The organism is Streptomyces lincolnensis (genome assembly GCF_001685355.1).
GTDB classification, from domain to species: Bacteria; Actinomycetota; Actinomycetes; order Streptomycetales; family Streptomycetaceae; genus Streptomyces; species Streptomyces lincolnensis.
In genome coordinates, this window is the sequence record NZ_CP016438.1 from 3,281,199 (window position 1) to 3,301,965 (window position 20,767).

At 73.0% G+C, this 20,767-nt stretch carries 17 protein-coding genes; 12 read left to right on the forward strand and 5 right to left on the reverse strand.

The window, feature by feature from the left end:
- Positions 1–13: 13 nt before the first annotated feature.
- Positions 14–1,432, forward strand: a complete 1,419-nt coding sequence (locus SLINC_RS14600) for an NAD(P)/FAD-dependent oxidoreductase (protein ID WP_067432047.1) — start codon at positions 14–16, stop codon at positions 1,430–1,432.
- A 409-nt stretch (positions 1,433–1,841) separates the two neighbouring features.
- On the opposite strand, the gene SLINC_RS14605 is transcribed toward SLINC_RS14600, so the two are convergent.
- Together SLINC_RS14605 and SLINC_RS14610 are read right to left on the reverse strand one after the other, a co-directional pair.
- Positions 1,842–2,711, reverse strand: a complete 870-nt coding sequence (locus SLINC_RS14605; protein WP_067432049.1) for an SMP-30/gluconolactonase/LRE family protein — start codon at positions 2,709–2,711, stop codon at positions 1,842–1,844.
- A complete protein-coding gene (locus SLINC_RS14610) occupies positions 2,708–3,481 on the reverse strand; it encodes an IclR family transcriptional regulator (protein ID WP_067432053.1) in 774 nt (257 codons plus the stop codon). Before SLINC_RS14610 ends, SLINC_RS14605 begins: the two co-directional genes overlap by 4 nt.
- A gap of 211 nt (positions 3,482–3,692) precedes the next feature.
- Between SLINC_RS14610 and SLINC_RS47300 the strand changes: the two genes are divergently transcribed.
- Entirely contained in the window at positions 3,693–5,603 is a 1,911-nt protein-coding gene (locus tag SLINC_RS47300; RefSeq protein WP_067432056.1) for a hypothetical protein, read from the forward strand.
- A gap of 632 nt (positions 5,604–6,235) precedes the next feature.
- On the opposite strand, the gene SLINC_RS14620 is transcribed toward SLINC_RS47300, so the two are convergent.
- Positions 6,236–7,486, reverse strand: coding sequence for a PucR-like N-terminal domain-containing protein (locus SLINC_RS14620; protein ID WP_067432058.1), 1,251 nt, complete (start codon positions 7,484–7,486; stop codon positions 6,236–6,238).
- 3 nt (positions 7,487–7,489) lie between these two features.
- Positions 7,490–7,642: a hypothetical protein gene (locus tag SLINC_RS48485; RefSeq protein WP_010042314.1), complete on the reverse strand. Its 153-nt coding sequence runs from the start codon at positions 7,640–7,642 to the stop codon at positions 7,490–7,492.
- A 160-nt stretch (positions 7,643–7,802) separates the two neighbouring features.
- Between SLINC_RS48485 and pgfA the strand changes: the two genes are divergently transcribed.
- From pgfA to SLINC_RS14670, 10 genes are all read left to right on the forward strand, one after another.
- Positions 7,803–8,789 carry a cell envelope lipid trafficking protein PgfA gene (gene pgfA, locus SLINC_RS14625; protein ID WP_067432061.1) on the forward strand — a complete coding sequence of 329 codons (987 nt, stop codon included), beginning with the start codon at positions 7,803–7,805 and terminating at the stop codon, positions 8,787–8,789.
- Between the two features lie 197 nt (positions 8,790–8,986).
- Positions 8,987–10,141, forward strand: a complete 1,155-nt coding sequence (locus tag SLINC_RS14630; protein WP_067432064.1) for a glycosyltransferase family 4 protein — start codon at positions 8,987–8,989, stop codon at positions 10,139–10,141.
- A gap of 5 nt (positions 10,142–10,146) precedes the next feature.
- On the forward strand, positions 10,147–10,971 hold the full coding sequence (locus SLINC_RS14635) for a class I SAM-dependent methyltransferase (RefSeq protein WP_067432067.1): 825 nt from the start codon (positions 10,147–10,149) through the stop codon (positions 10,969–10,971).
- The gene (locus SLINC_RS14640; RefSeq protein WP_067432070.1) at positions 10,968–15,179 is read left to right on the forward strand and encodes a DUF3367 domain-containing protein; all 4,212 of its coding nucleotides are present in this window, start codon (positions 10,968–10,970) and stop codon (positions 15,177–15,179) included. The genes SLINC_RS14635 and SLINC_RS14640 overlap by 4 nt, the downstream gene beginning before the upstream one ends.
- On the forward strand, positions 15,176–16,519 hold the full coding sequence (locus SLINC_RS14645) for a condensation protein (protein ID WP_067432073.1): 1,344 nt from the start codon (positions 15,176–15,178) through the stop codon (positions 16,517–16,519). The genes SLINC_RS14640 and SLINC_RS14645 overlap by 4 nt, the downstream gene beginning before the upstream one ends.
- Entirely contained in the window at positions 16,516–17,253 is a 738-nt protein-coding gene (locus SLINC_RS14650) for a class I SAM-dependent methyltransferase (RefSeq protein ID WP_067432076.1), read from the forward strand. Before SLINC_RS14645 ends, SLINC_RS14650 begins: the two co-directional genes overlap by 4 nt.
- 25 nt (positions 17,254–17,278) lie before the next feature.
- Entirely contained in the window at positions 17,279–18,184 is a 906-nt protein-coding gene (locus SLINC_RS14655) for a hypothetical protein (RefSeq protein ID WP_067432081.1), read from the forward strand.
- A complete protein-coding gene (locus SLINC_RS14660) occupies positions 18,181–18,405 on the forward strand; it encodes a Trm112 family protein (RefSeq protein ID WP_067432083.1) in 225 nt (74 codons plus the stop codon). The genes SLINC_RS14655 and SLINC_RS14660 overlap by 4 nt, the downstream gene beginning before the upstream one ends.
- Positions 18,402–19,235, forward strand: coding sequence for an FkbM family methyltransferase (locus SLINC_RS14665; protein ID WP_067432088.1), 834 nt, complete (start codon positions 18,402–18,404; stop codon positions 19,233–19,235). The genes SLINC_RS14660 and SLINC_RS14665 overlap by 4 nt, the downstream gene beginning before the upstream one ends.
- On the forward strand, positions 19,210–19,815 hold the full coding sequence (locus SLINC_RS14670) for a hypothetical protein (RefSeq protein ID WP_375141482.1): 606 nt from the start codon (positions 19,210–19,212) through the stop codon (positions 19,813–19,815). Before SLINC_RS14665 ends, SLINC_RS14670 begins: the two co-directional genes overlap by 26 nt.
- A 31-nt stretch (positions 19,816–19,846) precedes the next feature.
- Here SLINC_RS14670 and SLINC_RS14675 read toward each other — a convergent pair whose 3' ends face one another.
- On the reverse strand, positions 19,847–20,719 hold the full coding sequence (locus SLINC_RS14675) for an ATP-grasp domain-containing protein (protein WP_067432094.1): 873 nt from the start codon (positions 20,717–20,719) through the stop codon (positions 19,847–19,849).
- Positions 20,720–20,767 lie beyond the last annotated feature (48 nt).

Genomic DNA, 20,767 nt, shown 5'->3' on the forward strand with positions numbered 1-20,767 from the left:
CACGAGGAGCTCCATGACCCGGAGAGCTGTCGTCATCGGTGCCGGACTGGCCGGCATGCTGGCCGCGGCCGCACTGTCCGACGCGGCGGACGAAGTGATCGTCCTGGAACGCGACGACCTGCCCGACGGACCGGAGCACCGCAAGGGACTCCCCCAGGGCCGCCACGCCCACCTGCTCCTGGCGGGAGGCCTGGCCGCGATGGAGGACCTCCTCCCCGCCACGAGCCCCCGCCGCCTCCTCCTCGACGCCGGCGCCCACGAGATATCCCTCGGCTCCGGCATGATCGGCCACACCTCCGAGGGCTGGTACCGCCGGTGGCGGCACGACGGCCCCACGATGCTCGCGTGCAGCCGCGCGCTGCTGGACTGGGTCATCCGCACCGCCGTCCTCGACCACTCCAAGATCCAGATCCGCCAGGCCCAGGTCACCGGCCTGACGGGCACACCCGGCCAAGTCACCGGTGTCCGCCTGTCCACCTCCTCCCCCTCGGGCTCGGGCTCGGACGAGACGGAACTCGAAGCCGCGTTGGTCGTCGACGCGGGCGGACGCGGCTCGCGCATCACGCACTGGCTGGAGCAACTCGGCATCTCGGGGATCACGGAACGCACCGTGGACAGCGGCCTGGTCAACGCCACCCGCGTCTACCGCGTGCCCGAGGGCGCCGAACGCTTCCCGATGACCATCGTCTACGCCGACCCCTACTCCGGACGCCCCGGGCGCAGCGGAATGATCCTCCCCGTCGAGGGCGGCCGCTGGATGGTCAGCCTCGCCGGAACCCGCGGCGGCGAACCCCCCGCCGACCCCGACGGCTTCCTGCGCTACACCCTCGACCTGCCCGACCCCATCGTCGGCCGCCTCATCTCCGGCGCCGAACCCCTCACCGACGTCCACCTCAGCCGCAGCACGCACAACACCCGCCGCTACCTGGAGAAGGCCCCTCACTGGCCGGAGGGCCTCGTCGTCCTCGGCGACGCGCTCGCCACGTTCAACCCCGTCTACGGCCAGGGCATGTCCGTCGCCGCCCTCGGTGCGCGGTTCCTCGGCGACGAGGTACGCGACGGCGGCCTCGCCTCCCCCGGGCTGGCCCGGCGCGTGCAGCGGGGGGCCGCGCGGTCCGTCGAGGCCGCCTGGGCGATGGCCGTCGGGCAGGACGTCTGGTACCCCGACACCCGGGGCGGGCGCCCCACCGCGGCGGACCGCGTCGTCACCCGCTACTCACGACGCCTGACCAAGGCCGCGACGGGTTCCTACCGGGCCGCGGCGGCCCTGTGGGACGTGAGCAGCCTCGTCTCCGGCCCCGAACGCCTGCTCCACCCCACGACCCTCCTCGCCGTCGCCAACGGTTCGCTTCTGCCGCCGCTGTCTGAGCCTCCGCTGAGTTCTGTGGAGCGGGGGATCTTGCGGGGGTTGGATCGTACGGGGGCTGTCTGACGTCGTGTGTTGGCTGCGGGTGGGTGGGGGCTGGTCGCGCAGTTCCCCGCGGGTGGGCTGTGCGGGTTTCGCCTTCTGGGGTGCCTTGTTCGGTCGTAGGGCGGCTGCGGGTGCGTTGTGGCTGGTCGCGCAGTTCCCCGCGCCCCTTAGGTAGGGAAAGCCGCCGTCGGACATGAGGCGCCCTCCGGGCCGTGGGCGTCTCAGCCGCCCACGGCGGTAAGGGGACGGGGCGGGGGGTGTCCGCCCGCAGCGGCCGGCGTCCAACACGCAGCACCTCCAGGCCCGACAGCACCGCCGGACCGAGGACGGACACCCCCCGCCCCGGCCCCGACCCACCACACAACCGTGGGCGCTACACACGCCCCCACCGAACCCGCACAGCGCGCCGCGAGGCATCAGACACACACCCTCAGCCGGCGAACGACGGCTGCACCACGCCCCTCCCCGCGTCAGGGACCACCAGCAGGGAGCCGGCCGTCGGATGGGGGGCGGACAGGCCCGTGCGGGCTGTGGTGATGTAGAGGTCGGTGAGGTCGGGGCCGCCGAAGGCGCAGGCGGTCACGCGGGGCGTCGGCAGGGACAGGACGCGGTCGAGGACGCCGTCAGGGGTGTAGCGGCGGACGGCGGAGCCGTCCCACAGGGCGACCCATACACACCCGTCGGCGTCGACCGTCAGCCCGTCGGGAAAGCCCCCGCCGTCCTCGATCGACACGAAGGGCCTCCGATTCACGGCACGGCCGTCGTCAGTGAAGTCGAAGACGTCGACCCGCCGCGTCGGGGAGTCGACGTAGTACATCGACCGCCCGTCCGGACTCCAGCCCGTACCGTTGCTGACCGCCACATCGGAGAGCACGACTTCCACGGTCCCGTCACCCGTGAGACGGGACAGGCTCCCACCCCCCGCCGCCTCGTCGTACCGCATCGTGCCGGCCCACAGAGACCCATCGGGAGCGACAGCCGCGTCATTGGCGCGACGCCCGGCGACCGGCGCCCGGTGCAGCCACCGGAACGTGTCGTCGGGATCGACCAGCCCCACCCCGTCGCGCAGGTTGAGGACGAGCCCCCCACCGACGCGGGGCTTCACGGCCCCGACATGCTGCTCGGTCGTACGGGATGTCCGACGCCCGGAGACCGGGTCGTACGTATGGACCCGGCACCCGAGGATGTCGATCCAGATCAGCCGCCCCGCCGCCGCATCCCACGTCGGCCCTTCGCCGAGCGTCGCCTCGGCCCGGACCGCCACCTCGTACGAGGACGTCGTGTGCACGTTGGACGTCATGCCACACTCCGATACCCGAGCCGCTCGGACAACTCCGCCGCCCCCTTGACGGCAAGCTGCTCCAGCTCGACGCGCCGCTCGTCGCTCCACCGGATCATCGGCACGGAGATGGACATCGCCGCGACGACCCGCCCGGCACGATCACGCACGGGCGCCGCCACGCAGGACACGTCGGGGTTGGACTCGCGCCGCTCCACGGCGAGCCCCCGCTGACGGATCTCGCTGAGGGCCTCGCGCAGGGCGCCCGGTTCGGTGATGCTGTTGGGCGTCATCGCGATGAGGTCCGCGTCGTCCGGGATCCGCGCGCTGAGCTCGACGTCGGAGAGGGAGGCCAGCAGCATCTTCCCGACGGAGGTGCAGTGGGCGGGCAGCCGCCGCCCCGCCGCGGAGACCATGCGCACGGCGTGCGTGGAGTCGACCTTGGCGATGTAGATGACGTCGGTGCCCTCCAGGATCGCCACGTGGACGGTCTCGTCGCAGGTCTCGGCGACGGAACGGGCGACCTGCTGCCCCTCCGCGGCGAGGTCGAGCTGCTCGGCGTACCGGCTGCCGAGCTGGTAGGGACGGACACCGAGCCGGTAGCGTCCGGGCTGACCGGGCACCGGGACGATGTACGACCGCGCGGAGAGCGTGGTCACCAGTTCGTGCACGGTGGTGCGCGGCAGCTGGAGCCTGCGCACGATGTCGGGGGCGGAGAGCGTCCCGTCCCCGTCGAGGAAGAGCTCAAGAATGTCGAGAGCCCGGGTCACCGCAGGTACAAGACGTCCCATGACCGGCCCCCTCCCTTGTGACTAAGGCGTCTGCGCTGAAAACTCCGACGTTCGAAATTTCAACAGACGATCGGCATGACGAACACAGGCTAGCCACAGACCGTTTGCCCGGGCAATGGGCGCACCACGTCACTTCCACCCCATCCGTACAACCTTTTCTCACAGCCTTGGTCTTACTCGTGAAGAAATCGTGACGGCGATGGAGTGGTTGATGAAGCGGGATTCCCTCGAACCACGTCGGGCGCGCCTGAGACACGGCGCGGCGGCGGTGGCGCTCACGGCGGCGCTGGGCACCGGCGGCTGGACCGCGACCGCGGCGCCGGCCGCCGACAGCACGACGAAGGCCACCTCGGCGAAGGCCATCGCGGCGGCGCCCACCGCGTGCGTACCCACCGCGGGCTTCACGGGCTGCCGGCTGTACGACTTCACAGGCGACAAAAGGAGCTTCCAGGTCCCGTCCGGCGTGAACTCGCTGGACGTGCGGGCCTGGGGGCAGGGCGGCTGGGGCGGCACCATGGCGACCGGCGGCGCGGGCGGATACACCGCGGGCTCGCTGAAGGTCACGCCCGGCGAGACGCTGTCCGTCGCGGTCGGCGGGTACTACGTCGGCAAGGCGTTCGGCGACGCGCTGGGCGGCGCCGGCGGGGGCGGCTGGGCCGAGCCCGGCGGCAACAGCAGCGCCATCCGCACCAGCGGCGGCGACGCGCTGGTGATCGCCGGCGGCGGAGGCGGCGGAGGCGGCATCCAGATGGGCCACGGCTCCGGCGGTGCCGCGGGCGGCGAGAAGGGCCAGGACGGCTCGGAGGCGGGCATCGGCGGCAAGGGCGCCGCCAAGGCCACCGGCGGTGCGGCCGTCGGCAACGGTGCCGCGGGGGCCGACGCCACCGCGGGCGGCCGCGGCGGTGCCGGCGGCAAGGGCAGCTCGGGCGGTGGCGGTGGCGGCGCCGGTTACGCGGGCGGCGGCGGTGGCGCGGGCACGGACGACCCGACCGGCAAGGGCAGCAGCAGCGGCGGAGGCGGCACCGGGTACGCCGACCCCGACCGGGTGAGCGACGCCCGTCTGGTGGGCGGCGACGGCTACACGGCGCCCGCGAAGGACGACCCGTTCTGGTCGAAGGGGTGGGAGCCGGAGACCGAGGGGATCGCCGAGGGCGGCGCCAACCTCATCGGCGGCAACGGCCGCGTGGTGATCCAGTGGAAGGGTGCCGTCGCGCCCGCCGAGCTGAGCCCGGCCACTCCCGCGGAGCAGTCCGTCGAGCCGGGGTACGAGGTTCCCGCGATGGCCGCGGTGGTCCGGGACAAGGACGGCAAGCCGGTCGAGGGCGTCTCGGTGAAGTTCGCGATCAACGACCCGGAGAAGCTGGGCCTGAACTTCGGCGAGCGCGAGAACACCTCCTCCGTGGTGCTGGCGAGCGACGCCCAGGGCCGCGTGCGGACGCCGGTCATCTACACCGGCAGCAGCAAGAAGGGCGACTTCACCGTCCGCGCGACGGCGCCGGGCGGCCTGTCCACCGACTTCACCGTGCACATCAAGAACCTGGCGAACGAGGTGGAGATCGTCGCCGGTGACGAGCAGCAGGCCGAGCCCGGCGAGCCCTTCGCCGAGGCGCTCCAGGTGCTGGTGACCGACGAGGGCAAGCCGGCCGCCGGCGCGAAGGTGGACTACCGCGTCCAGGGCGACAGCGGGAACGGCCCCACGTTCGGGGACCGGGTCGTCGGCGTGGAGGCGACGGCCGACGCCGAGGGCAAGGCCGTCTCGCACGAGCTGGTCGCCGGTGACGAGCTCGGCACGTACACCATCACCGCGACGGTCGGGGGCGGCGCGTCCGCCACCTTCACGGTCGAGGTCGTCGAGAAGGTCGAGTCCGACCCGTCGGCGTCGCCCTCCCCGTCGCCCAGCGCCTCCGCCTCCGCCGACGGCGGCACCGGCGGCGGCTCGGACGGCGGTGTCACGGGCGGCGGCAACGACAACTCCCCGCAGCTCACCGGTGGCGGCCTGGCCAGCACCGGCGCGGGCGGCATCGGCCTGATCGCGGGCGCGGCCGCCCTTCTCGCCGCGCTGGGCATCGCGGCGATGCGCCTCTCCCCGAAGCTGCGGGCACGCTTCCAGAGCCGCGACTGATCGACCGACCGGGGTGCGGGGCGTACGACCCGCCCCGCACCCCGGCCGTCCCACATCCACTCACAGCGCGCCCGCTCAAGGCACGAGTTCGAAGCGGCGATCGGGGCCGTCGATCTCGCCGCCCTGGGCATCGCCGCGACGCGCCTCGCCCCGAAGCCCGCGGGCACGCTTCCACACCCGCGGCTGATCGACCGACCGGCACAGGGCGTACCCCCCGCACCCCGGCCATCCCGCATCCGCCCACAGCACGCCCGCTCAAGGCACGAGTTCGAAGCGGCGGTCGGAGTCGTCGATCTCGTCACCCCGGGTATCGCCGCGACGCGCCTCGCCCCGAAGCCGCGGGCACGCTTCCACACCCGCGGCTGATCGACCGACCGGCGCAGGGCGTACCCCCCCCCACACCCCGGTCATCCCGCATCCGCCCACAGCACGCCCGCTCAAGGCACGAGTTCGAAGCGGCGGTCGGGGCCGTCGATCTCGCCGCCCTGGGCATCGCCGCGACGCGCCTCGCCCCGAAGCCGCGGGCACGCTTCCACACCCGCGGCTGATCGACCGACCGGCACAGGGCGTACGCCCCCGCACCCCGGCCATCCCGCATCCGCTCACGGCGCGCCCGCTCAGGGCACGTCCGCTCACATCCGGCCGCCGCGCCCCCGCGTCTCGCCCAACGTCCCCCGCAACCGCCGCGCGCGCAGGACCAGTTCGAGTTCGAAGCGGCGGTCGGGGTCGTCGATCTCGTCGCCCCACAGCTCGCGGATCTGCCGGAGGCGGTAGCGCACCGTCTGGGGATGGACGCCGAGCCGGGCCGCCACCTCCGGCGCCCCGCCCCGTGTCTCCAGCCAGGCCAGCAGGGTCTCGGCGAGGCGCCGGGCGTGGGTGGGGCCGCACTGGTCGAGCGGGGCCAGACAGCGCAGGGCGAGATCGTCGATGAGTTCCTCGGGCTGGAGCAGGACGAGGGCCTCGGTGTGCTCGGTGCAGTAGAGCACCTCACCCATGGGCAGCAGCCCCCGTTCCATCAGCAGGACCGCCGCCTCCGCCCAGCGCAGTGACTTCGCCGAGTCCGCCAGCGGCACCGGCGGCCCGATGGCGCCGGTCCAACCGGTCAGGGCCCGCTGGAGCAGTTCGGGGCGGCCGCCGGCGTCCGGTTCGGGCACGACCATGCGGGGCTGCTCGTACTCCATGTCGAGCAGCACCCCCTGTCCCACCGCGGGTGCCACCGCCTCCCGGGCCGGCCGCAACAGGACGCCCACGGCGACCTTCTCGGGCAGCGGCCAGCCGATCCGGGCGGCGCGTTCGGTGAGCGCTTCGGCGGGGTCGCCCCGGTGGTGCTCGGCGAGCAGCAGTTCCATCAGACGGCGCTGGAGGCGCAGCCGCTCCCCGGCCTGACGGGCCGCGGCCTCGGCGTAGCCGCGCACCGACTGGTCGACCAGTCCGTCGAGGTACTCGTAACCGGCGTCCACCAGCTCGTACATCGCCGGGGGCGGGATGTCGACGCGCTGGCCGATGTCGGCGAAACGGCGCCAGGCCAGGCGTACGCCCATGCGGTAGATCGCCTGGAGCGAGTCGAGGCTGCGGCCGCCGAGGCCCTCGCCGCGGCCGAACTCCTGGAAGACGCCGGGCGGTACGGACGGGCGGCCCTCGGCGGTCTCCAGGTGCTGGACGAAGACCTCGATGGCGCGGCGGATGCCGATCAGGGCCATCGGCTCGCCGGACTCGTCGAGGACGACGGGCAGGTGCGGGTACTCGCGGCGGATCTCGTGCAGGATCTCCTCGGCGAGCGCGGGCGCCTCGGCCATGGCGATCGCCGCGAACCGGCGGACCTTGAGCCGGGGTACGTCGTGCCAGGCCGAGCGGGTGACGGTTGCTGCGGGGCGAGCCGTCACGGGTCAACTCCCCTGCCCGGCTTGCTCGTACGTGATCAAGGGAGTGTTCGGCTGGTCGGGCGTCGCTTCGAGCAGGGCGACGACACCGAGGGCCGCGCCCACGGCCAGGGCGGCGGCGAGCGCCACGGTGAGCGCGGCGGCGAGCAGTCTGGACATCGCAGGGTCAACCTCTCAGTCCGGCGGTCCCACCCGGCGTCCCACCCTGCCTGTCGGTGACAGTGTCGACAAGAGATTGACACTCCGTCAAGGGCCGCCTACGGTCCTCGCCTCATAGAGCGGCCCGAACTCCGTCATCTCACGCCCCAGGAGTGTCCGGATGCGCCGTACAGCATCACCAACCTCTCTGATCCTGCTGGGACTTGGCACTTTTCTGCTGGTCCTGGCCCCGTTGCTCGCCTGGTACGTGGAGCCCAGGGCCGCCGTGAACCCCATCGACATCGACACCACCGCCGTCTACCGCGGCACGGGCAGCGTCTTCGACACCGGCGAGCTGGAGACCGTGCCTGGTCAGCGGATCACCGTCACCCAGCGGGTGCGGGGCAATGTGGCGGAAAGTGAGCGCAGCGGCGATGCCGTGTGGGACGTGACGACCACGGTCGACACGGACAAGACGCTGCCGGCCGCCGATCCGCACGACGCGCTGGACTTCGTACCGCACCGCTGGGTGATGGACCGCCGGACCACCAGGCCGGTGCACTGCTGTGGCGAGAAGCCGTACATCGAGGGGGAGGCCTATCTGAAGTTCCCCTTCGACGTGCAGAAACGCACCTACCGCTGGTGGGACAACACCCTCGGCGGCACGGTCATGCTGAGCTACCGGGGTACCGAGAAGGTCCAGGGGTACACGGGTTACCGGTTCACCGGCTCGGTCCCGCCGACGCGGGTCGGCAGCCGGCTGGTGCCGGGCAGCATCGTCGACCAGCCGAGCCGGCCGCAGGTGCTGGCCGAGGAGTGGTACTCCAACCACGGTTTCGAGCTGGTGGTCGACCAGGCCACCGGCCGGGTGGTCTACGCGCAGACGGGCCCGAAGCGGACGCTGCGGGCGCCGGGCGCGGACAAGGACGCGGCGGTGCTGCTGGACAGCCCGAAGATCGCGTTCACCACCGACACCCAGAAGGAGGCGGTGCGGCAGGCGAAGCGGGACAGCGGCCAGTTGCGCGCGGTGGGAGTGACGGCGCCGATCGGGGCGGCTGTGGCCGGATTCGTGCTGGCGGTCGTGGGGGGCGTTTTGGTGGTACGGGGGCGTCGCCGCCCGGAATCGGATGAAACGCCGGACAACTCCCGAGTCCCTCTCACGATCTAACTAGACGTCAGCTCTAACAAAGCCGGAATTTGTCACCTCCGTGAGTAGCCGTGACGAACGGGTGGGCGAAAACTGTCCACCCCACCCGAACACAGGCCGTCCACACCCACCCCACAGAAACACCCAGTCCCCCCACGGAAACGCAAACCCTCGTCCCCCACGCTGAGTTCCGCACCCTGAGACGAGTTGGAGCACCCATGCCCCAGCACGTGCCATCCTCGCTGCGTGCCCCGGTCCCCCGGGCGTCGCAGCACCTTTCGGCGCTCCCCCCACCTCCGCGCCGAATCGTTTTCCTCGCCCATCGAGATCTGGACAACCCGGCCGCCGGCGGCTCCGAGCTGCTGGTCGACCGACTCGCCGACGGACTGACCCGTCTCGGCCACCAGGTGACCCTGCTGTGCGGAGGGCCGGCTGCGTACCGCGACTACCGGGTCGTCTCCGCCGGCGGCGAGTTCGGCCACTACCTGCGCGCCCGGTCCGCCTTCGCCCGCCAGGTCGGCGACTGCGACCTGCTGGTCGAGGTGTGCAACGGCATGCCGTACCTGGCACCCCTGTGGCACCGCGGCCCCACGCTGTGCCTGGTCAACCATGTCCACACCGATCTGTGGAAGATGCGCTTCGGCGGGCCGCTGACACCGGCCGCCCGGATCGGCCGAAGACTTGAGCACTGGGCACTGGCCGGTGCCGCCCAGCACCGCGGGCTGCTGGTCGCCGTCTCCCCCTCGACGGCCCACGCGCTGCGGGCGATCGGCGTCGAACGCGACCGGATCCGGGTCGTGCACAACGGCGTCGAGGAGCCGGGCCCCCGTGAGGACCGCTCTCCCGAGCCCCTGTTCGTCGCCGTGGGCAGACTCGTCGAGTACAAGCGGATCGACCTGCTGCTGAGACTGTGGGAGCGGGTGCGGCCGGTGACCGGTGGCCGCCTGGTGATCGTCGGGGACGGACCCGAACGGCACCGGCTGGAGCAACTCGCCGGTCCAGGCGTCGAGTTCACGGGCCATGTCTCCGAGGCGGAGAAACACCGGCTGCTGTGTGCGGCCTGGCTGCTGCTGCATCCCTCGGCCGTCGAGGGATGGGGTCTCGTGGTCACCGAGGCCGCCACCCGCGAGACGCCCTCCATCGCCTTCGACGTCCCCGGGCTGCGGGACTCCATCGTGGACGGTGACACGGGTGTCCTCGCGGCCGGGGAGTCCTCCTTCGCGGCGGCCTGGTGCACGTTGGCCCTGTCGGGACACCGCCGGGAACTGATGGGCAAGGCGGCCCGCGACCGGGCGGCACGCTATCGCTGGGATCGGACGGTACGGCAGTTCCGGGCCGTTGCGTGTGAAGCGGTGCGGGACTGGGGGCGGTGACGCCTATGCGCCGTGCGGGTGATGCCGGTTCGCGACTGCGGGTCGTTCGTGGCTGGTCGCGCAGTTCCCCGCGCCCCTCCGGGGGCGCCCCTGTCGGCCGGAGATACAAGGATCCCTCGGTTCGGCGGTCTCTCGCCCTCTTTCGTGCCTTCCGGCGTGAGCAGGTCGACCCCGAGGCCTGCTACTCGCTGCTCGCCCGGGATTCCGTCGATCAGGTCGAGGCCTACGACGGGCCCGTGGCCGGGCGGACGGTCGTCGATATCGGGGGCGGCAGCGGGCACTTCACTGAGGAGTTCCGGCGGCGCGGGGCCGATGCCTACCTCTTCGAGCCCGACGTAGGGGAGTTGGGGGAGAAGCCGCCCGACTCGACCGTGATCGCCGACGGCTATCTGCTGCCGCTCTACGACGGCGTCGCCGACGTCACGTTCTCCTCGAACGTGCTGGAGCACGTGGCCGATCCGCAGACGTTCATCAGTGAGCTGGTGCGGGTGACCAGGCCCGGCGGGCTGATCTACGTGTCGTTCACCAACTGGCTGTCGCCGTGGGGCGGGCACGAGTGGGCGCCCTGGCACTACCTGGGTGCCGAGCGGGCGCGAGCCCGGTATCGGCGCCGTACCGGTCGGACCGCGAAGCACGCGCTCGGGGAGAACCTGTTCGCGGTGCACATCGGTCCGACCCTGCGGCAGGTGCGCGCCCGTGACGACGTGCGGGTCGTCTCAGCGCGTTCCCGCTACTGGCCGTTCCTCGCGGAGACCGTGGTGAAGGTGCCCGGGATCCGCGAGGTCGCCACCTGGAACCTCCTCCTCATCCTCCGGCGGTGTCCACCATGACGACGTCCACGGTCCAGGCTCCTCCCCCGGCAGCCGTTCCCACCACCGCGATCCTGCCGGGCCCTCCGGAGGGCCCGCGGTCACGGCGCTGGCTGCTGGGGTTCTGGGCCGTGGTGTTCGTCCTGTTCCTGGCGGTGCAGCCGGGCCGCCAGACCTTCGACACCAAACTGGGTGTCACCACCGACCCCGGGCGCTTCCTGGCCGACCTCGGACAGCTGTGGCACGACCAGGGCTCGTTCGGCGGCATCCAGGACCAGTACGTCGGCTACGCGTGGCCGATGCTGCCGTTCTACTGGCTCGGCCATGCCGTGCAGCTGCCGGTGTGGCTGGTGGAGCGGCTGTGGCTGTCCCTGGTGGTGTCGGTGGCGTTCTGGGGCGCGCTGCGGCTGGCCGAGCGGCTGCGTGTGGGCAACGGCGCGTCCCGGCTGCTCGCGGCGGTCGCGTACGCGCTGTGGCCGGTGTTCACGATCGTCGTCGGTTCCACGTCGGCGGCGGCCCTGCCCGGCGCGTTCCTGCCGTGGGTGCTGCTGCCGCTGACCGACGAGCGCCACAGCGCCCGGATCGCCGCCCTGCGCTCGGCGCTGGTCATCCCGTTCATGGGCGGTGTCAACGCGGCCTCCACGCTCGCCGCCCTGGTCCCGGTCGGCCTGTACCTCCTGTCCCGTCCGCCCGGGCCGCGGCAGCGCAAGCTCATCGCCTGGTGGGTGCCGGGAGTGATCCTGGCGACGGCCTGGTGGGTGATCCCCCTGCTGCTGCTCGGGTTCTACGGCGAGAACTTCCTGCCGTACGTCGAGAGCTCCCGGACCACGACCGAGACGATGTCGGCGACGGAGGCGCTGCGCGGGGGCGGCAACTGGGTCGCCTATCTGCATCTGGTCGATGCCTGGCTGCCGGCGGGCTGGACGGTGGCGTCCGCGGTGGTCGTGATCCTCTGCTCGGCGTTCGCGGCCGGACTGGGGCTGGCCGGTCTAGCCAGGCGGGACATGCCGGAGCGGCGCTGGCTGGTGCTGACCGTGCTGGTGGCGGTGCTGGTCCTGCTGGCCGGGTACGGCGGCCCGTTCGGCGCCCCCTTCCACGGGACCGTGCAGGGCTGGCTGGACGGCGGTCTTGCGCCCTTCCGCAACATCTACAAGTTCCAGGTGGGGGTCGCGCTCGCGCTGGTGCTGGGCATCGCCCACCTCGTGGGCGTCGCGGCCGAGCCGCACGGTGCCCGCCGGGTGCGGGGCCGCCGGTTCGCCCCGCTGATCGCGGCGGTGCTGATCCTGCCGGGCCTGCTGTGGCCGTACCTCAACGGGTCGATCCTGAACCCGGGTTCCTTCCCTGAGCTGCCCAGGTACTGGCACGCCACGTCCGACTGGCTGGAGAAGTACTCCCCCGACTCGCGCGCCCTGGTCGTCCCGGCCACCGCGCACGGCATCTACACCTGGGGCTCCCCCATCGACCAGCCCCTCGACGTGCTCGCCGAGTCCCGCTGGGCGCAGCGCGACTACGTGCCCTTCGGCACCGCGGGCAACCGGCGCGCGATGGACGCGGTGGAGGAGTCCCTGCTGACGGGCGGCGAAGTCCCGGGCCTGGCCGACTACCTGAGCCGGGCGGGCGTCTACTACGTCGTCGTCCGCAACGACCTCGACCCCGACCAGATCGGCAACGTGCCGACCTCGACGGTGAAGCGGACCCTGGAGCAGTCCGGCTACCAGCGGGTGACGGGCCTCGGCCCGGTCATGACCGGCGGGCGGATCGCCCCGGACACCCCGCTCCAGGTGGAGGGCCTGTATCCGCGGCAGCGGGCGGTGGAGATCTACCGTCCGGCGGGCGAGGACGTCCCGCGTCCGGGACAGGCCGGGCTGACTCCGGTCGCCGACACGGCGGTGGTCTCCGGCGGCCCGGAGGCACTGCTGCCGCTCGCCGCCGAACTCCGCGGCCGGGCCACGGTGTTGACCGGCGACAACCATCCCGGACTCGGCACCCCGCCGGTGCAGGTGGTGGGCGACGGACTGCGCCGCGCCGACACCCGGTTCGGCCTGGTCAACGCGAACACGTCGTACACGTACACCCGCGACGAGCGCAACGCCCCGGGCGCCGCGCAGGACGCCGGTGACAAGCCGCACCAGATCCTGCCGACCACGGGCCTGTCCCACCAGACGGTCGCCGAACTGCGCGGCGCCCGCTCGGTCACGGCGTCCTCGTACGGCAACTGGCTCTTCCACCTCCCGCAGTTCGACCCGGTGAACGCCTTCGACGGCAACCCGGACACGGCCTGGGCCGAGGGCGTCCCGGGTTCGCCGAACGGCCAGTGGCTGCGGATCGGCTTCACCGGCTCCTACGACATGCCGTCCTCCTTCAGGGTCACGCCGTTGCCGCAGGACAGTGTGCGGTCGGCGGCCACCCGGGTGCGGGTGGAGACCGAGAAGGGCTCGGTGAGCAGCTACCTGCGCTCCGACGGCACCGCCCAGCGGATCAAGGCCCCTGAGGGCGCGACGAGTTGGATGAAGCTGACGATCACCGACTCGGTGGCCCGGCGGACCGGTCTCGCCGGCGCGGGCTTCTCCGAGATCGACCTGCCGGACGTCCAGGTGACCCGGCTGCTGCGGCTGCCCACCGACGCCCAGAACACCGACGCCACCAGCGAGATCGTCTCCCTGCACCGCACCGCCGACCCGGCCGGTTTCTCCCCGACGGGCACCGAGGCGGGCCTGCACCGCACCTTCTCGACGAACACCTCGGGGACGTACGAGGTGCGGGCGAGCGCGGTCCCGGTGTCCGGTGAGGAACTCGACCGGATGCTGTACGAGGTGGCGCCCGAGCAGCAGAACCGCATCACGGCGACCGCGGACTCCACCGCGATGCTGGGCGCGGGCCTGGCGGCGCGCAACCTCACCGACGGCGACCTGACCACGGCGTGGATCGCGGGCGACCGCCCCACCATCCATCTGCGCTGGCCCGACAGGCAGCCGGTCGGCGAGATCGTGCTGGCCGCCGCGGGCGGACTGTCCACCCGGCCCACCGAGGTGGACATCAGCTCGCCCGACGGCGCGGCGATCGCGGGCGTCGACGAGAACGGCGCGGTCCGCTTCCCGCCGATCACCACGGACCGGCTGGACATCACCATCACCAAGACGGCGCCGATGACCCTGCACAACCCGGTCGCCGACGAGGAGCTCCAGCTGCCGGTCGGCCTGACCGAGGCCTACATCCCGGCCCTCGACCAGTACCGCACCCCGCAGCCCCGCGCCGACCGCCCCTTCTCGCTGCCCTGCGGCCAGGGACCCGACATCGCGGTGGACGGGGAGCTGTACCAGACGAGCGTGAAGGGCACCGTCCGGGATCTGACCGAGCGCCGGGCGGCCGAGGTGACGCTATGTCAGTCCGGGGGGGAGAACGCCGAGTTGGAGCTGCCGGCCGGATCCCACCGGGTCGAGGGCGGGGACGCCGGACCGCTGACCCTCACCGACGTGACCCTGACCCGCGGCACGGTCACCGCGTCCGCGGCGGCCGCCCGCGACCTGCGGATCGGGGACTGGCTCGGCGACCAGCGGCAGCTCACGGTCGGCTCGGGCGCCTCCTCGTACCTCAGCACGTACGAGAACTACAACGACGGCTGGAAGGCCACCCTCAACGGCAGCGAGCTGTCGCCGGTACGGCTCGACGGCTGGCAGCAGGGCTGGCGCGTCCCGGCCGGCGCGGGCGGCACGGTGAAACTCTCCTACGAGCCCGCGACGACCTACGACGTCGGCCTCATCGCCAGTGCGGTGGCCCTGGCGGCCCTGGTGGCCCTCGTCCTGTGGCGGCGCCGCGCCCCCAACCCCGACGACCCGCAGCCCCTGCCGCCCCCGCCCGGCCTGTGGCTCGGCACGGTCGCGCTCACGCTGGTCGCCGCCGTGATCGCCGGGTGGTTCGCCCTGCTGGTGCCCGCCCTCGCGCTGCTCGCGTACCGGCGGCACGCCCTCCTCGTCCCCGTGGCGTTCGTCGCCTTCGCGGGGGCCGGGATCGCGGCGGCGACGGGGGCCGGGGAGCCGGTGGGCGCGGAGCAGGGTGCGTTCGGGCCCGTCGCCCAACTGCTGTCGCTGATCGGGGTGTTCGCGGCCCTGGTGAGTGTGCGGGAGCGGCAGGAACCACCACCGCCGCCGCCTCCCGAGTCCGAGGATCCCACTCAGCAGCTGCCCCCGGTCCCGGTCCAGGCCGAGAAGGGCAGGGGGGAACCCGTATGACGACCGAACCCCTGCGCATCCCGTTCCCCGTCGTCGACGAGGTCGCCCGGCACTGCCTCCAGGAGGAGGAGCCGGAGACTGTCCACATCGAGGTCCACCTGCCCGGCCGGCTGGATCACGCACGGCTGCGGAAAGCGTTCACGGAGGCGCTGCACCGGCATCCACGGATCCTGATGCGGGAGGCCCCAGGCACCTGGCACCGGCGCCGCTACGAGTGGGAACTGACGACGGAACCGGACGTCGAGGTGGTGAGCTTCCCGCCCCCGGGCCCGAACGCCCTGCGCGACGCACGAACCCGGGCCCTGGTGGAGGCACCACCGCTGTCCTTGTCCCCGCCGATCCGGCTTGAGGTAGTGGACAACCAACGCCAAGTGCCCCCACCCCAGGGGCGCGGGGAACTGCGCGACCAGCCCCCACCGGCGCGCACCCGAAGTACCACCGCACAGACCTCCACAGTCCTCTTCCTCACGATCAACCACACAGCCCTGGACGGCCCCGCCTGCCTACGCGTCCTAGCCACCGCAGCGGAGCTGTACGGCGGCGAGGACAACGCCTCCGCGCCCGCCCCCACCCGCCCCCAGGAACCCCCGACACCCCCGCAGGACACTCCCTCCAACTGGTCGAAACCGGCCCGGGTCGCCCCTGGCGCCCCCGAACGATCCCCCGGCAACGGCCTGCTCGTCACCGAGCTCGACCTCCCGCACCGCCCGAAGGGCTCGCCGTACACAGTGAACGACCAGCTGATGGTGACGACGGCCCTGACGATCGCCCACTGGAACAGGGAGCACGGCGCCCGCCCCCGCCCGCTGCGCATCACGATGCCCGTGGACGACCGCCCCCGCGACACGACGATGCCCATCGGCAACGGCACCCGTCTGGTGGAAGTCCCGTTCGCGCCGGAGGAGTTGGACCGCCCCGACCTCGGTGTCCTGCTGCGCCGCACGGCGGCGAGGACCCGCGCGCTCAAGTCCCTGCCCCGCCCGCAGCTCGGCCACGGCGCCGCGCTCCTGACCGCCCCGGTCACGCCGGTGTCGTGGCGGGCCGCGCTCACCCGGGGCCTGCGCCGGGCCGCCGCGCCGTGGACATCGACGACGCTGCTGAGCAACATCGGCCGGGTGCCGTACCCGCTGGACTTCGGGGAGGAGGCCGGCCGCGCGCACGCGGTGTGGTTCTCGGCGCCGGCGCGCATGCCGCGCGGTCTCACCGTCACCACCGCGTCCACGGCGGGCCGGCTCCATCTGGCGCTGCGCTGGTCGCGCGCCCTGCTCGGGCACGGCGACGGCGCCCATCTGCGGGACCTCTTCGAGCACCACCTGCATTCCACGGAGGTCGGCACATGACCACGTCCACGCCTCGACGCCCCAGGGAGCTGCGGGACTTCTACGAGGATCCCGCGGTCCCGGTCGCCTCCGGCGCCTCCCGCTCGCTCCGCCAGGCCCGCATGCTGGCCGCCGCCCTCGGCCCCGCCGACGCGGGCGCCCGCACGATCCTCGACGTCGGCTGCGGCGACGGCACCGCGGCCGCCACCGCCGCACCGCTGCTCACCGGCCACCGGCTCATCGGCGTCGACTGGTCGCAGGACGCGCTGAAGCGGGCCCGCGCGCATCTGACGTACCCGATTCGCGGTGAACTCACCGGCGCGGGGCTGCCGTTCGGCACCGGGTGCGCGGACGCCGTGCTGTTCAGCGAGGTGATCGAGCATCTCGTCGACCCGGACGCCGCCCTGGACGAACTCCGCCGTGTGCTGCGTCCGGGAGGACATCTCATGCTGTCCACACCGAACCTGGCCGCCTGGTACAACCGCGGTCTGCTGCTGGCGGGCGTCCAGCCGGTGTTCTCGGAGGTGAGCCTGCGCGGCATCCACGGCCGGCCGGGGCGGGAGGTCGTAGGACATCTGCGGCTCTACACGGCCCGTGCGCTGCGGGAGTTCGTCACCGCGGCCGGCTTCCGGGTCGTACGGCTCGAAGGGGCCCCCTTCCACGGCGTACCGCGACCGCTGCGCGCCCTGGACCGGCTGGCCTGTGCCAGAGCCTCGCTCGCGTCGATCCTGCTGCTGCACGCGCGAAAGACGTGAGGGGGCGTGGGCGATGTGGTGGGGAGTGGCCGCGGCCCTGCTGGCGAACGCGCTGTACAGCGTGGGATTCGTGCTGGAGAAGAGGGCCCTGACGTCCCTGCCTCAGGTGACGGTCCGTCAACCGGTGCGGCTGCTCGGTCTCGTGCTGCGCAGCCCCCTGTGGATCGGGGGGTCGCTCGCGCTGGCCTCCGGGTTCGCGGCGCAGCTGGCGGTCTACCGCACCCTGCCGATCGCCGCCGCGCAGGGCATCTTCGTCTCCGGACTCGTGCTGCTGGTGCTGCTGTCGTCCCGGCTGCTGGGCGAGGAGACCACCGGGCGGGAGCGGTACGCGCTGGGCGCGATCCTGGCCGCGCTGCTGATGGTGGTGCTGTCGCTGCGGGAGGGCGCGGACACCGTCAGTCAGGAGGCGCCGTATCCGCTGGTCCTGGTGGTGTGCGTGCCGTCGCTGGCGGCGGGCGTGTGGCTGTACAACGCGGCCGAGCGGCGCAGCCGCCACCGCCATCGCGCGCCGACCACCGGTGTGGAGTACGGCGTGGCGGTGGGCCTGCTCTACGGCGTCAGCTCGCTCGCCATCAAGGGCGTGTCGAGCCAGCTGACCGGGCACGGCCTCGGCGGCGCGATCGTCGGCCTGCTGCGCTCCCCCTATCCGTATCTGCTGCTCTTCACCGGCGCGTTCGGGCTGGTCATGTCGCAGGCGGCGCTCCAGCGCTGCCGGGCCTCGCTGATCGTGCCGGTGTGCACGACGGTGACCTGTCTGTACACGGCGGTGCTCGGCACGCTCTCGTTCGGCGAGGCGCTGCCCCAGGACCCGCTGCGGCTCGCGCTGCGGCTGGCGGGCATCGTGCTCGCCGTCGCCGTTCTGCTGTCCATGCCGAAACACGACCGAGCACCCCGAGAACCCATCGGTGCCAGGGAGTTGACCCCACCATGAACCCCGACGACCCACTGCTGAAGATCCTTGCCTGCCCGCTCGACAAGGGCACGCTGCATCTCGTCCTTGCGACGGGTCCGGCGCAGGAGGAGGTGCTCTACAACCCGCGGCTGCACCGCCGTTACCCGATCGTCGACGGCATTCCGCAACTGCTGCCGTCCTCCGGGGAGCAGGTCTCGGACGACGAGCACGAGGACCTCCTGAAGCGGATGGCGCAGTGACCGGCCCGGCGCGCACCTGGGCGGCCCGGGTGGCCCCCCATCTGCCGACCCGGCTGGTCGCCGCGGCGGCCCGGGCCGTGTACCCGCGCTTCGAACCGGAGCTGGCGCGGCTCGCGGAGCTGTGCCCGGCCGACTGCGGTACTGCCGTGGACGTCGGCGGCTGGTACGGCCCCTGGACGCGGCGGCTGTCGAGACGGGCCCGCCGGGTGGTGACCGTGGAACCGGTGCCGCATCTGGCGCGGCTGCTGACCGCGGCGGCCCCGGCGAACGTCCGGGTGGTCGCGGCCGCCGCGTCGGACCGGCCCGGCACGGCCCGGCTGTGGCTGCCGCCGGACGACGCGGGCGACCGGGGCGTGTCCTCCCTGGTCCGCCGGGACATCCACGGGCGGGCGCTGGAGGTGCCCTGCGTCACCCTGGACGATCTCGGTCTGCGCGACGTCGGGTTCATCAAGGTCGACGTGGACGGCAACGAGCTGGCGGTTCTGCGCGGCGCGACCGGCATCCTGACCCGGGACCGGCCCGCCCTCTTCGTCGAGCTGGAGTCCCGTATCCAGCCGATCTCCCCGGTGGTGACGTATCTGTCCCTGCTCGGCTACGGCGGCTGGGTGCTGCCCGGCGACTCCTGGGTGCCGCTGGCCGGCTTCCCGCTGGAGGACCACCAGTCGACGGCCTCCTACGTCGTCGCGCACGGCCTGCTGCGCCGCGTGCTGCCGTTCCGCGACCGCCCCCGGTACGTGAACTCGGTGCTGTTCCTGCCCGACGGCCGCCGTCCGGGTGCCACGAGCGTGGGAGACGATGGGGGGCATGCCCTCCGGAAAGCCCCCCGCTAGCCCCTCCGGCCCTTCTCGCCCCTTCACCCCGCTCGACTTCCAGCTGGTCCTGCTGCGCCGCATGGCCGACCACAACCCGGATCTGGTCGAGGACGCCCGGCACGCGCTGGGCGTCTCGATCGCGGACATGCGCGAGGCCAACAAGCGGTGGCAGGCGATGGTCCGTTCCCCGCGCTCGCGGGCCGCCGCCTCCCGGTACCGCTCGGTCCTCGGCGCGCCCGGCTCGGTGCTCACCCGCAAGGTCGGCGACCTGGAGTGCGAGGCCTGGCTGTGGCCGGTCCCCCTCTGGCCCGACCTGCGGTTCGAGGTGCTCCTCGCGCCGAACGGCGCCGTCTGGAACGAGTGGCTGGTCCGCGCCCCCGACGCCGGCTCCCCCGCCCTGCGCACCCTCGACGACCTCACCCCCTGGTCCTGCACGGTCGACGAGGCCGCCCGCGCCTTCGCCCCCGCCCGCCCCATGGAGGGCACGGCCCCGACCCGCTGGGGGCTGTCCTTCACGGCCCCGGACGCGGACGGGGTACGGCGACAGGTGGTCGCCGAGTTCACGTGGGGGCTGTTGCAGCGGGTCGCCGCGCGGTGACGGGTGCGTCAGCCGTGCGGTAACGGGTGCGTCAGTGGCGGGCCGCCGCCAGCACCGCCTCCACGACCGGCGCCACCGAGTCCGGGTGCAGGAACAGGAACAGGTTCGGCTCGACCAGCTCCAGCTCCATCACCCGGGGCAGCCCGTCCTCCCCGTCCACGAGGTCGACCCGCGCGTACAGCAGCTCGGGCGTGCCCGGTACGGCGGCCAGGGCGCGTTCGGCGACCGAGAGCTCGGCCGGGGTCGGGGTCCACGGCTCCAGGCCGGGATGGGCGACCTTGTCCGCGTCGAAGGCGGTACCGGGCGCGAGCACGGCCCGCTTGCGGCTGGCGTGCAGCAGCCGCCCGCCGAAGAACTGCACCGCCCGCTCTCCTCCGGCGTCGATGCTCCGCATGTACGGCTGCACCATCGCGGTGAGCCCTTCTGCGTGCATCCGCTCCAGATGCCGTACGGCATCGTCGTGCTGCCCGGGGCTGTAGCGGGCGGCGTAGCGCGCGCCCGCTCCGGAGGTGGGCTTGACGACGTACTCGTGGTCGTCGGGCAGGCCGGCCGGGTCGCCGGGCGCGAGGTACCGGGTGGGGACGACGGGCACACCGGCCGCCGCCAGTTCGCCGAGGTACCGCTTGTCGGTGTTCCACCGCACCACGTCGGCCGGGTTGGCGAGCCGGGTGGCCTCGGCGCACTTCTCCGCCCACGCCACGAACTCGGCCGCCCGCCAGCTGTAGTCCCAGGTCGACCGGAGGACGGCGAGGTCGTAGCCGCCCCAGTCCACCTCGGTGTCGTCCCAGTACACGCCGTCCGCCTCGGCCCCGGCCGCGCGCAGTGCCGCCAGCAGCACGGGCAGGTCGGCGTCCTTGCCGGGCTCCGGTCCGGGGTCGTAGGTGACGAGGGCGACTCGGGGCACGGGGGTTCCCTTCTGGTACGGCTCCTGGATCCGCAGGTTAACCGCCCG

Coding starts and splice junctions, on each gene's coding strand:
- SLINC_RS14630 (WP_067432064.1), top strand. CDS start 8,987: ATGCCCCAGCACGTGCCATCCTCGCTGCGTGCCCCGGTCCCCCGGGCG.
- SLINC_RS48485 (WP_010042314.1), bottom strand. CDS start 7,642: ATGTCCAGACTGCTCGCCGCCGCGCTCACCGTGGCGCTCGCCGCCGCC.
- SLINC_RS14650 (WP_067432076.1), top strand. CDS start 16,516: ATGACCACGTCCACGCCTCGACGCCCCAGGGAGCTGCGGGACTTCTAC.
- SLINC_RS14600 (WP_067432047.1), top strand. CDS start 14: ATGACCCGGAGAGCTGTCGTCATCGGTGCCGGACTGGCCGGCATGCTG.
- SLINC_RS47300 (WP_067432056.1), top strand. CDS start 3,693: ATGAAGCGGGATTCCCTCGAACCACGTCGGGCGCGCCTGAGACACGGC.
- SLINC_RS14610 (WP_067432053.1), bottom strand. CDS start 3,481: ATGGGACGTCTTGTACCTGCGGTGACCCGGGCTCTCGACATTCTTGAG.
- SLINC_RS14605 (WP_067432049.1), bottom strand. CDS start 2,711: ATGACGTCCAACGTGCACACGACGTCCTCGTACGAGGTGGCGGTCCGG.
- SLINC_RS14660 (WP_067432083.1), top strand. CDS start 18,181: ATGAACCCCGACGACCCACTGCTGAAGATCCTTGCCTGCCCGCTCGAC.
- SLINC_RS14635 (WP_067432067.1), top strand. CDS start 10,147: ATGCGCCGTGCGGGTGATGCCGGTTCGCGACTGCGGGTCGTTCGTGGC.
- SLINC_RS14640 (WP_067432070.1), top strand. CDS start 10,968: ATGACGACGTCCACGGTCCAGGCTCCTCCCCCGGCAGCCGTTCCCACC.
- pgfA (WP_067432061.1), top strand. CDS start 7,803: ATGCGCCGTACAGCATCACCAACCTCTCTGATCCTGCTGGGACTTGGC.
- SLINC_RS14670 (WP_375141482.1), top strand. CDS start 19,210: ATGCCCTCCGGAAAGCCCCCCGCTAGCCCCTCCGGCCCTTCTCGCCCC.
- SLINC_RS14645 (WP_067432073.1), top strand. CDS start 15,176: ATGACGACCGAACCCCTGCGCATCCCGTTCCCCGTCGTCGACGAGGTC.